The organism is Vibrio rarus (genome assembly GCF_024347075.1).
GTDB classification, from domain to species: domain Bacteria; phylum Pseudomonadota; class Gammaproteobacteria; order Enterobacterales; family Vibrionaceae; genus Vibrio; species Vibrio rarus.
Genome location: NZ_AP024900.1, coordinates 2,522,439 through 2,534,825, shown reverse-complemented (window position 1 = coordinate 2,534,825; position 12,387 = coordinate 2,522,439). Strand labels below are relative to the sequence as shown.

8 protein-coding genes, 1 tRNA gene and 1 rRNA gene are annotated in these 12,387 nt (G+C 42.6%); all 10 read left to right on the top strand.

What is annotated here, in order from left to right:
- Positions 1 to 164 precede the first annotated feature (164 nt).
- The 10 genes from pgi (at position 165) to OCU56_RS11470 (ending at position 12,221) form a co-directional block, all read left to right on the top strand.
- The gene (gene pgi / locus OCU56_RS11515; RefSeq protein WP_261873349.1) at positions 165 to 1,817 is read left to right on the top strand and encodes a glucose-6-phosphate isomerase; all 1,653 of its coding nucleotides are present in this window, start codon (positions 165 to 167) and stop codon (positions 1,815 to 1,817) included.
- A 160-nt stretch (positions 1,818 to 1,977) separates the two neighbouring features.
- A complete protein-coding gene (locus OCU56_RS11510; protein WP_261873348.1) occupies positions 1,978 to 2,781 on the top strand; it encodes a MetQ/NlpA family ABC transporter substrate-binding protein in 804 nt (267 codons plus the stop codon).
- 207 nt (positions 2,782 to 2,988) lie between these two features.
- Complete coding sequence (gene dusA / locus OCU56_RS11505; protein ID WP_261873347.1) at positions 2,989 to 3,969, top strand: tRNA dihydrouridine(20/20a) synthase DusA; 981 nt, start codon at positions 2,989 to 2,991, stop codon at positions 3,967 to 3,969.
- Positions 3,970 to 4,440: 471 nt separating this feature from the next.
- Positions 4,441 to 5,100: a TIGR04219 family outer membrane beta-barrel protein gene (locus OCU56_RS11500; protein WP_261873346.1), complete on the top strand. Its 660-nt coding sequence runs from the start codon at positions 4,441 to 4,443 to the stop codon at positions 5,098 to 5,100.
- Positions 5,101 to 5,236: 136 nt separating this feature from the next.
- Positions 5,237 to 5,467, top strand: coding sequence for a thymidylate kinase (locus OCU56_RS11495; RefSeq protein ID WP_261873345.1), 231 nt, complete (start codon positions 5,237 to 5,239; stop codon positions 5,465 to 5,467).
- Between the two features lie 112 nt (positions 5,468 to 5,579).
- On the top strand, positions 5,580 to 7,385 hold the full coding sequence (locus OCU56_RS11490; RefSeq protein ID WP_261873344.1) for an assimilatory sulfite reductase (NADPH) flavoprotein subunit: 1,806 nt from the start codon (positions 5,580 to 5,582) through the stop codon (positions 7,383 to 7,385).
- On the top strand, positions 7,385 to 9,100 hold the full coding sequence (cysI, locus tag OCU56_RS11485) for an assimilatory sulfite reductase (NADPH) hemoprotein subunit (protein ID WP_261873343.1): 1,716 nt from the start codon (positions 7,385 to 7,387) through the stop codon (positions 9,098 to 9,100). Before OCU56_RS11490 ends, cysI begins: the two co-directional genes overlap by 1 nt.
- Positions 9,093 to 9,866, top strand: a complete 774-nt coding sequence (locus OCU56_RS11480) for a phosphoadenylyl-sulfate reductase (RefSeq protein ID WP_261873342.1) — start codon at positions 9,093 to 9,095, stop codon at positions 9,864 to 9,866. The genes cysI and OCU56_RS11480 overlap by 8 nt, the downstream gene beginning before the upstream one ends.
- A 657-nt stretch (positions 9,867 to 10,523) precedes the next feature.
- Positions 10,524 to 12,076, top strand: a 16S ribosomal RNA gene (locus OCU56_RS11475).
- Between the two features lie 69 nt (positions 12,077 to 12,145).
- A tRNA-Glu gene (locus OCU56_RS11470) sits at positions 12,146 to 12,221 on the top strand.
- The last annotated feature ends 166 nt before the right edge of the window (positions 12,222 to 12,387 follow it).

The following is a 12,387-nucleotide window of genomic DNA, read 5'->3' as shown; positions in this document are numbered from 1 at the left end:
TGATAATCCCAAATCCAAGCCATAACAGGCTAAATTAGAAATATTATTTAGATGAAGGCTCATATTGCCTTCATCAACGTCAGAATCAGGGGTGTTTAATTGTTAGGGTAGGCTTTCTACCTTAGGTTAAGCACAACGTAAAATTAAAATAATGGGAACTCATAATGTTGAAAAACATCAATCCAACGCATACTGATGCTTGGAAAGCCTTAACCGCTCATTTTGAATCAGCGCAAGATATGCAGATGAAAGATCTCTTTGCACAAGATGCACAGCGTTTTACTCATTTCTCTAAAGCATTTGGCGATGACATCTTAGTTGACTATTCCAAGAACTTAGTCAACAAAGAAACAATGAAGCATCTGTTTGATTTGGCTAAACAAACAGAACTTAAGTCTGCAATCGATGCCATGTTCTCTGGCGAAGCAATTAATAAGACAGAAGGTCGTTCGGTACTGCATACGGCTTTACGTAACCGCAGCAACACTCCGGTTATCGTTGACGGTGAAGACGTGATGCCAGCGGTTAATGCTGTGCTTGAAAAGATCAAATCATTCACTGAGCGCGTTATCGGTGGTGAGTGGCAAGGGTATACAGGTAAAGCTATTACTGATGTTGTGAACATTGGTATCGGTGGTTCAGATCTTGGTCCATATATGGTGACTGAGGCACTTTCTCCTTATAAAAACCACCTCAACCTACACTTTGTTTCTAATGTTGATGGCACTCATATTGCAGAAACATTAAAGAAAGTGAACCCAGAAACAACGCTTTTCTTGGTGGCATCTAAAACATTTACTACACAAGAAACAATGACCAACGCACACAGTGCTCGCGATTGGTTCCTAGCAGAAGCGCAAGATGAAGCGCACGTAGCGAAACATTTTGCCGCGTTATCTACCAATGCCGATGCGGTTTCTGAGTTTGGTATTGATACTGCAAACATGTTTGAATTCTGGGATTGGGTTGGTGGTCGCTATTCTTTATGGTCAGCCATCGGTCTTTCTATTGCTTTGGGCGTGGGTTATGACAACTTCATTGAGTTGCTAGCGGGCGCGCATGATATGGATAACCATTTCAAATCAACTGAACTTGAGAATAACATCCCAACCATTCTAGCGCTTATTGGTATTTGGTATAACAACTTCCATGGTTCAGAGTCAGAAACCATACTTCCATACGATCAATACATGCACCGTTTTGCCGCGTACTTCCAGCAAGGCAATATGGAATCAAACGGTAAATACACTGACCGTAATGGCGATGCTGTGGACTACCAAACAGGCCCAATTATTTGGGGCGAGCCGGGTACAAACGGTCAACACGCTTTCTATCAGTTGATTCACCAAGGTACAAAGCTGATTCCTTGTGACTTTATCGCTCCAGCGAACAGCCACAACCCAACGGGCGATCATCATCAAAAACTAATGTCTAACTTCTTTGCTCAAACAGAAGCACTAGCCTTTGGTAAATCTCGTGAAGTAGTCGAAGCCGAATTAGTTGCTGCGGGTAAATCTGCGCAAGAAATTGCCGAACTGGCACCGTTTAAAGTGTTTGAAGGTAACCGTCCAACTAACTCCATCTTAGTGAAGCAAATTACGCCTCGCACTTTAGGCAACCTTATTGCGATGTACGAACATAAGATCTTTGTACAAGGTGTTATTTGGAATATCTTTACTTTTGATCAGTGGGGCGTAGAGCTTGGCAAACAGTTAGCAAGCCAAATTTTACCTGAGCTGGCTGATAACCAAACTGTGGACTCTCATGATAGTTCAACCAATGGTTTGATTAATGCGTTTAAACAATTGCGTGGCTAATACCTAAAACGTTAATTTGTGATCAAGGTCAGCCAAGTGCTGACCTTTTTTGTATCTATAACTTCTCAAAAAAGTGTATTGAGCAGAGTTGCAATCCAATAAGATAAGCGTATATTGAGTTTTGGATGGCTAGAAGTCTAAAATACCTTATGGAGTGAAGATGAAAGGAATAAAACAGTTAATCAATTTGCTATTTATCTCAGTGTTGGCACTAGGCTTAACAGCTTGTGGTAAAGAAGAAGCAAAAGTTATCAAAATTGGTGCAACTGTAGGGCCTCATGCTCAAGTGGTAGAAGCCGTTGCGAAACAGGCCGCCAAGCAGGGAATTAAGATTGAAGTGGTGCAATTTTCTGACTACATTACCCCAAATGCGGCTCTAGAAGATGGCAGTATTGACTTAAACAGTTACCAGCATCAGCCGTTTTTAGATAACTACAATGAAGGGCACGGCTCGCATTTAGTTTCTATTGGACGCTCAATATTAATGCGTATGGGTATTTACTCTAATAAATACTCTTCTGTAGACGCATTGCCAAACAATGCTCGAGTAGCTATTCCTAATGATCCTACTAATGGTGGACGCGGTTTACTGCTATTGGAACAGGCTAAACTCATTACCCTTAAACCTGGGGTAGGCTCGAAAGCGACGCTAAAAGATGTCATTGCTAACCCTAAGCATTTTGAGTTCGTTGAAGTGGATGCTGCACAATTACCTCGTTCTCTAGATGACGTAGACGCTGCTGCTATTACCATGAACTACGTGATGTCTGCAGGTTTAGATCCTAAAAAGCAAGGTATCTACTTAGAAGCAAAAGACGCCCCTCTTGCCGTGATGGTGATTGCCGCTAAAGAAGATCAAAAGAACAACCCTGACTATCAGAAGGTAGTGAAAATTTTCCAATCTCAAGCGACACGTGATTTTTTACAGAAAACCTTTAAAGGCACCATTGAACCTGCATTCTAAATGAATACAGAAATAGCTGACAAAGGCCATTTGGATAATATCTAAATGGCCTTTGTTGTATATAGGCAAAGTCTATGATTGATGAAGATTCAGCCAAGCCGTATAATCCGCCGTTCAAAGTTGAGATGAGAGTCATCTCAACTTAAGCATCATGAACATAATCATCATTGCGTTTCGTGTTGTACGGTTCAATATAAGGTCTTAACTATGCACTCATCATCTCGCTTATCTGTCGCCCCAATGCTCGATTGGACAGATCGTCATTGTCGCTACTTTCATCGTCTGCTATCACAGAACACTCTTTTGTATACAGAGATGGTGACGACAGGTGCCATCATTCATGGTAAAGGTGATTTTTTACGTTTTAGCGAGCAAGAACATCCCATTGCTTTGCAGCTCGGTGGTTCTAACGCTAAAGACCTTGCCCATTGTGCCAAGTTGGCGCAGGAACGTGGTTATGATGAAGTTAACCTAAATGTTGGCTGTCCTTCTGACCGAGTACAAAACGGTCGCTTTGGTGCCTGTTTGATGGCCGATCCTCAATTGGTGGCGGATTGTGTTGCTGAGATGAAATCCGTAGTTGATATTCCAGTAACAGTAAAAACGCGTATTGGTATTGATGAACAAGACTCTTATGAATTCTTAACTGATTTTATTTCAACCGTTCATGAAAAAGGCGGTTGTGAGCACTTTACTATCCACGCACGTAAAGCATGGTTAAGTGGCCTTAGCCCTAAAGAGAATCGCGAAATCCCACCATTGGACTATCCTCGCGCCTACCAAATCAAGAAAGATTTTCCACATCTAGATATCGGAGTTAATGGTGGTGTTAAAACAATCGATGAAACCCTTGAGCATCTAAAATATCTTGATGGTGTGATGATTGGGCGAGAGGCGTACCAGAATCCTTATTTATTGGCTGAGGTGGATCAGCTTATTTTTGGTCAAGATAAACCCATTATTAAACGCAGTGAAGTGGTTGAGTTGATGTACCCGTATATTGAACAACAACTATCTGATGGTGCCTATCTAGGGCACATCACCCGTCATATGCTCGGGTTATTCCAAAGTATGCCTGGAGCGCGTCAATGGCGACGTTACATTAGTGAAAATGCTCATAAACCTGGCTCTGGCATTGAGGTGGTCGAAGCTGCTCTGGCTAAAATCCCTAAAGAGTTAGGAGTGTAGTAATAACCATCAATTGGTTATTTTTACTAAATTGAGCGAACGCTATCATCCCTTGTCAATATCAAGGGATTTTTATTTTATTTTATCAAATAGTTACATAGCTCAGAGCTTTGGCAAGATAATTGCTTTATGTTTGCCTAAAGATAAAGATTTGCTGTGATAGAAATAGGTTTGTTTGGGAGTCACTATGTTAGGTTTCTTATTGTTTTTTTTAGCACTGGGCGTGTTTTTCTATGTAGTTTTCATGATCTGTGGTTTTTTCGTGTCCATTTTCGGGGTGCTTATACTGGGTTTTATTGTGATAAGCATAGCTTTTAACTTCCTTCCTTATGTTTTAGTTGGTCTTGCCGTATATGGGGCAATTAAGTATATCCAGACTTGTTCATAGTGTTAGTTATTGATTTAACTAAAATCTATCTATGCTAGTATTTGCATATAAAATGATAAATCTAGCATCTTTAGGAGTAGTGGATGAACAGGTACACCTTAATTGCTGTTGTGGGAGTCGGTGCATTAACCAGTTCTTGGTCAGTACAAGCGAAAGTGCTAGAACCGGGTATCCACGCTAAAGTCTCCGCAGATATGTTTTGGGGTAGCAGCAAAATACGAGAAATTCGCTTACAAGACGATGAATTGCCTGTTCTCTCGGCACAAATCGAACATGACGTGCCTTACCTGCCTAATTTTAGAATCCGTTATACGGGTTTAGATACCACTTCCCTTAAACACGACAAATTTGACTATACTTTCTATTATCGCCCGTTAAGAACGGAAAATATGGAGTTGGATGCTGGCTTTACACTAACAGATTATAGAGATAGCTTGTTTTATGATCAGGAAACAAACTCAACTATAGACTTTGATGGTGTCATTTTTAGTTGGTATGCCAATGCACTGATTCAAGTACCGAACACCAATTTTGCTGTCATTGGCGAGTTTGACTTTGGCGAAACAGATAAGCTTAAATCTGCCGATCTCACCGCAGGTATGCAATACAGTATTGAGTTTTCTGCAACGGATGTGATACTGCGTGGGGGCTATAGAGTACTAGATTATACGTTTAAGGACGTGGACAGTAAGGCCTATGGATTCGTTGATGGCTGGTTTGTCGGGGCCCAAGTCGCTTTTTAGCTGAGGTGATCTATTGGTATCAAGGGGGAATAACCACATTGGGTGCAATTGACTAAGCCAATTGATAGTTGTTCTCAATTCGCATTTTTACAGGTTTGGTCCATCCTTAATAGAGGTTGATGGGAGCATACTGTATATGACAATTAATGAACTTCGAGTCTTGTACCGCTCAGAGCGTTTAGTTGAAGCCATTGTAGAGCAGGCCGATCAGGGTGGCTTATGGGTGGTGGAATTTAGAGATAGCCATGGTGGTATACTGGCTTTAACTGATCCTCAAGGTGAACAACGCCATTATAGCGACATTAATTCGGCCTCTAAGAGCGCAATGGCCGTTGGATTCAACCAAGTTAGAGTAGAAGAACTATAAGTAAATTCTTTCTTCATTCCTTTTGATTATTAAACATGCTTCTTTATTCTTTCTTGCTATTACAATTAGTAGGTAATCTTATGGTCACGTAATATACAGGGATAATGTGACCATGTTGCTAAAGGAACTTTCTGGCTTTGCTTCCCCACTGAGTGATAATCAAGCAAACCAATTAAAACAAGCTGCCGCAGAACTCTCACCACAGCAATTGGCGTGGGTGAGTGGCTATTTCTACGGTATCAGCCAAAACAATACAGCAGTCTCTGCTCCTAATGCTGTGACGGCGACAGGCCCAGCGACACAACTCACTATCATATTCGCTTCTCAAACTGGTAATGCCAAAGGTGTGGCTAAGCAGATACATGCCAAGGTTGAAGAGCAAGGCTTTCAGGTCAAGCTCTATGATGCGGCAGACTACAAACTTAAGAACCTCAAAAACGAAACGCACTTAATTATTGTAGCCTCCACCAATGGTGAAGGAGAAGTTCCAGATAATGCGATAGAGTTTTACGACTACCTCAACTCTAAGAAAGCCCCCAAACTTGATCATCTGCAATATGCCGTGGTGGGACTCGGGGATTCTAGTTATGAGTTTTTCTGCCAAACGGGCAAAGATTTTGATGCCGCTCTAAGTAAACTAGGAGCACGAGCATTTATTGATAGAATTGATTGCGATCTTGACTACGACACATCCGTGACGCAGTGGCAATCTACAGCGCTGAATAAAATTGCTGAATTCTTCAAAGAGTCAACGACTGAGGCGACCAGTGCCGTCGTACCTTTATCGGTATCAAGCAGTGGGGCCCAATACAGTAAGCAATCGCCTTATACAGCAACCTTGCTAACCAACCAAAAAATCACCGGCCGTGATTCCACTAAAGATGTTCGTCATATTGAAATTGATTTAGAAGAGTCTGGCATAACTTACCAACCAGGCGATGCTCTGGGAGTTTGGTATAAAAATGATCAGCAGCTGGTGGATAGCATTCTAGCCACTACTTCCATTGATAAAGAGCAAACCATTGAGCTTGATGATCAAACCATCACCATCAATCAGGCATTATTAGAGTTCTTTGAAATCACCTCGTCTAACCCTCAGTTTGTTACTCAGTACGCACAATACTCTGATAGTAAAAAGCTACTTAAATTAGTCGAAGATAAAAATAAGCTTCGTGAGTATGCTGCTAAAACTCAAATCATTGATGTGATAGCAGAGAAGAAAGCCAAACTCACCGCTCAACAGTTGATATCAATGCTAAGACGCCTAACTCCGCGTTTATATTCCATCTCCTCTTCTCAAGCTGAAGTAGATGAAGAAGTACATTTGACGGTAGGAGTTGTTGAATATGACACCAATAAAGGTAAGAGAGTTGGTGGTGCATCAGGCTTCTTGTCGAGCGGTTTACAAGAAGGTGAAGAGGTTAAAGTGTTCATTGAACATAACAATAACTTCAAACTACCTAGTGATGACAATACACCAGTTATCATGATTGGTCCCGGTACAGGTATTGCACCGTTTAGAAGCTTCTTACAAGAGCGTGATGCAAGGCAAGCACAAGGTAAAAACTGGCTTGTGTTTGGTGATAGAACTTTTGCTCAAGACTTCTTATATCAGGTGGAATTTCAGCGTTACTTAAAAGATGGCTTATTAAGTCAACTTGATGTGGCCTTTAGCCGAGATGGCGCAAATAAAGTTTATGTACAAGACAAGTTAAAACAAAATGCCGAGCAACTATGGCAATGGTTGCAAGAGGGGGCACACCTCTATGTTTGTGGTGATGCTGAAAGAATGGCGAAGGATGTACAAACAACGTTATTGGATATTGCACAACAGCAAGGGGGATTAACCCCAGAGAACGCTGAAGAGTGGCTAAAAGATCTTCGTAAACAGAAACGATACCAAAGGGACGTATATTAATGGAAAAGCAAGTTGTATTGGGTGAAGAACTAGGCCCACTTTCTGACAATGAAAGACTAAAACGAGAAAGTAACTTTTTGCGCGGTACCATTACTAATGACCTCAAAAATGAGATTACGGGTGGTTTTGATGCCGATAACTTTCAGTTAATTCGTTTCCACGGCATGTATCAGCAAGACGATAGAGATATTCGAAACGAACGAGCAAAGCAAAAACTCGAACCTTTGCATAATGTTATGTTACGTGCACGTATGCCGGGAGGGGTGATTACCCCCAAGCAATGGGTCGCAATTGATAAGTTTGCTACAGAAAGCTCAATGTACGGAAGCATCAGACTCACTACTCGTCAAACGTTTCAGTTTCATGGGGTATTAAAGCCAAATATTAAACTGATGCACCAAACTTTAAACTCAATAGGCATAGATTCAATTGCAACAGCCGGTGATGTAAACCGTAATGTGCTTTGTTCAAGTAACCCTGTTGAATCAGAGTTGCACCAACAAGCTTATGAATGGGCAACAAAGATCAGTGAGCATCTACTGCCGAAGACCAGAGCGTATGCCGAGATCTGGTTAGATGGAGAAAAAGTAGAAGCAACAGATGAAGAGCCCATTTTAGGCAGTAGCTACTTACCACGTAAGTTTAAAACTACGGTGGTAGTACCGCCGGATAACGATGTCGATCTACACGCCAATGATCTTAACTTTGTCGCTATCGCCAAAGAGGGCAAATTAGTCGGTTTTAATGTGTTAGTGGGCGGCGGATTGGCGATGACTCACGGCGATACCTCTACTTATCCTAGAAGAGCGGATGAATTTGGTTACATTGCACTGGAACACACAATAGACATTGCAACCGCTGTGGTGACGACTCAACGTGATTGGGGTAACCGCTCTAATCGTAAGAACGCTAAAACAAAATACACACTAGACCGAGTGGGTATAGACGTATTTAAGCAAGAAGTTGAGAAAAGAGCGGGAGTGACCTTTGAGCCAATTAAAGAGTATGAACTCACTAACCGTGGCGATAAATTTGGTTGGCTCGAAGGTATAGATGGTAAGCATCACCTAACCCTGTTTATTGAAAATGGTAGATTACTAGACTTCCCAGGCAAGCCATTAAAAACTGGGGTTGCTGAAATAGCTAAAATCCATAAAGGTGATTTGCGCATGACAGCAAATCAAAATTTGATAATTGCCGGTGTTCCTTTAGCCGATAAAGAACAAATAGAAAAAATAGCTTATGAGCATGGCCTTTTAGATCCAGCGACATCGCAGCAACGCAAAGACTCAATGGCATGTGTGTCATTTCCCACTTGCCCATTAGCAATGGCAGAAGCGGAGCGTTTTCTTCCGCAGTTCGTTACTAATGTAGAAGGTATACTGAAAAAGCATGGCGTAGATGAAAAAGAAAGCATCATATTACGAGTAACCGGCTGTCCTAATGGATGTGGCCGAGCCATGCTGGCTGAAATTGGTCTGGTAGGTAAAGCACCAGATAGATACAACTTATATCTAGGTGGTAATAAAGCCGGCACACGCGTACCTAAACTGTATAAAGAGAATGTAAGCTCAGCACAGATATTGGAACAAATTGATGCGCTGGTGGAGCGATGGACGACAAACCGCCAATCACAAGAAGCATTCGGGGACTTTGTCATAAGAGATGGCATCGTAAAAGAAGTCTTAGTTTCTAAGAGGGATTTTCATGCTTGAACTTAAACAAACATTAAATTTAAAAGAGATAGCTCAACTCAATAAGGTAGAGCAATCACTGCAGTTAGCCAAACTGAACGCTGAACTAGAAGATATTAGTGCAGAACAGCGTATCGCTTGGGCTCTGGATAACCTGCAGGGAAATTTCGCTCTTTCTTCAAGTTTTGGTGCTCAAGCCGCAGTCATGCTTCACTTGGTGACGCGACAGCAACAAAACATTCCTGTTATATTGACGGATACGGGGTATCTATTCCCAGAAACCTACCAGTTTATAGATGAGCTTACACTGTTATTGGGTTTAAACCTTAAAGTTTATAGAAGCTCACTAAGCTCCGCTTGGCAAGAAGCAAGGTTTGGCCAACTTTGGAATAAAGGCGTTGAAGGGCTGACTCAATATAACCAACTTAATAAAGTAGAGCCAATGAGGCGTGCATTATCTGAATTAAATATTGGGACTTGGTTTTCAGGGTTAAGAAGAAGCCAGTCAGACTCAAGGCAGGGCCTACCGATCCTATCGATACAAAATGGTGTGTTTAAGTTTTTACCGATAGTTGATTGGACTAGTGAACAAATCAATAAATATATAGAAGAGCACCAGTTGCCTCAGCATCCACTTAAAGAGCAGGGGTATGTCTCCATTGGTGATGTGCATACCACAGTGAAATATAAAGAGGGAATGAAAGAGCAAGATACTCGATTCTTTGGATTGAAGAGAGAGTGTGGACTCCATGAAGATAGTGGAGAGCAAAATGGCTCCGGTATTTAAACTTATCTATATATAACGCTATCGAAGTTAAGCCGCCAATTTGGCGGTTTTTTTATGTTTATGAATAACTCTGTGGATAACCTGTACCTAGTTGGGGGGTAAAAATGGATAAATAAGGCTTTCAGTCAATATTTGAACGAAAAGGAATTTTTATTAAGTTTTTTGAAAAAAAGCCTTGCCGATACGTCAATGTTCTCTATAATGCGCCTCACTGACACGGCAGAGCACACAACGCTTCGCAGTGAATTAGTAGGCAATTTAGCCGAACCTTTTGAGTTTTACTTTCTTTGAGAAATAAATTCAAAAAGTGTTTGACACTGAGGTTCAAAACGCTAGAATGGCCGTCCGCTTTGAGATGTACCTCACAAAGGAAACATCAAAAGCACGCTCTTTAACAATTTAAACCTATCAATCTGTGTGGGCACTCGTTGATGATAATCGAAAAGATTTATCAATGAACTGAGTGACCAAAATCAAATTGGAAATCAGCCTTGAGCTGTTTTATTTTACTTTTTTAAAAGTGAAAACCAATAAGAGCACAGTCAATTCATTATCGTTCTGTTGGAACGATAATAGCTTTAGAATTACTTCTTTATTTATAAAGAAAGAGTTTTGAAGTCAGTATTCATTGAGCCGTTCTTCGGAACACAAAAACTTTAATTGAAGAGTTTGATCATGGCTCAGATTGAACGCTGGCGGCAGGCCTAACACATGCAAGTCGAGCGGAAACGACAACATTGACCCTTCGGGTGATTTGTTGGGCGTCGAGCGGCGGACGGGTGAGTAATGCCTGGGAAATTGCCCTGATGTGGGGGATAACTATTGGAAACGATAGCTAATACCGCATGACGTCTACGGACCAAAGAGGGGGACCTTCGGGCCTCTCGCTTCAGGATATGCCCAGGTGGGATTAGCTAGTTGGTGAGGTAATGGCTCACCAAGGCGACGATCCCTAGCTGGTCTGAGAGGATGATCAGCCACACTGGAACTGAGACACGGTCCAGACTCCTACGGGAGGCAGCAGTGGGGAATATTGCACAATGGGCGCAAGCCTGATGCAGCCATGCCGCGTGTATGAAGAAGGCCTTCGGGTTGTAAAGTACTTTCAGTCGTGAGGAAGGCATATAAGTTAATAGCTTATGTGTTTGACGTTAGCGACAGAAGAAGCACCGGCTAACTCCGTGCCAGCAGCCGCGGTAATACGGAGGGTGCGAGCGTTAATCGGAATTACTGGGCGTAAAGCGCATGCAGGTGGTTTGTTAAGTCAGATGTGAAAGCCCGGGGCTCAACCTCGGAACCGCATTTGAAACTGGCAGGCTAGAGTACTGTAGAGGGGGGTAGAATTTCAGGTGTAGCGGTGAAATGCGTAGAGATCTGAAGGAATACCAGTGGCGAAGGCGGCCCCCTGGACAGATACTGACACTCAGATGCGAAAGCGTGGGGAGCAAACAGGATTAGATACCCTGGTAGTCCACGCCGTAAACGATGTCTACTTGGAGGTTGTGGCCTTGAGCCGTGGCTTTCGGAGCTAACGCGTTAAGTAGACCGCCTGGGGAGTACGGTCGCAAGATTAAAACTCAAATGAATTGACGGGGGCCCGCACAAGCGGTGGAGCATGTGGTTTAATTCGATGCAACGCGAAGAACCTTACCTACTCTTGACATCCAGAGAACTTTTCAGAGATGAATTGGTGCCTTCGGGAACTCTGAGACAGGTGCTGCATGGCTGTCGTCAGCTCGTGTTGTGAAATGTTGGGTTAAGTCCCGCAACGAGCGCAACCCTTATCCTTGTTTGCCAGCACGTAATGGTGGGAACTCCAGGGAGACTGCCGGTGATAAACCGGAGGAAGGTGGGGACGACGTCAAGTCATCATGGCCCTTACGAGTAGGGCTACACACGTGCTACAATGGCGCATACAGAGGGCGGCCAACCAGCGATGGTGAGCGAATCCCAAAAAGTGCGTCGTAGTCCGGATTGGAGTCTGCAACTCGACTCCATGAAGTCGGAATCGCTAGTAATCGTGAATCAGAATGTCACGGTGAATACGTTCCCGGGCCTTGTACACACCGCCCGTCACACCATGGGAGTGGGCTGCAAAAGAAGTGGGTAGTTTAACCTTCGGGAGGACGCTCACCACTTTGTGGTTCATGACTGGGGTGAAGTCGTAACAAGGTAGCCCTAGGGGAACCTGGGGCTGGATCACCTCCTTATACGATGATTACTCACGATGAGTGTCCACACAGATTGATATGGTTTAGAAAGTTGAGAGTTATTCCTATGTCCCGTTCGTCTAGAGGCCTAGGACACCGCCCTTTCACGGCGGTAACAGGGGTTCGACTCCCCTACGGGATACCATCTTTAAGTGTTCTTTTGAAGAATCTTTAAAAATGGTTACTTAATGGTAATTATGCTCTTTAACAATTTGGAAAGCTGACGAATATTGTTTGATTAACAATATTCAAATTTAAAAGTTCTCAAATCCTAATAATTTATTGTTAGGTACCAACACACATTCAAGTGT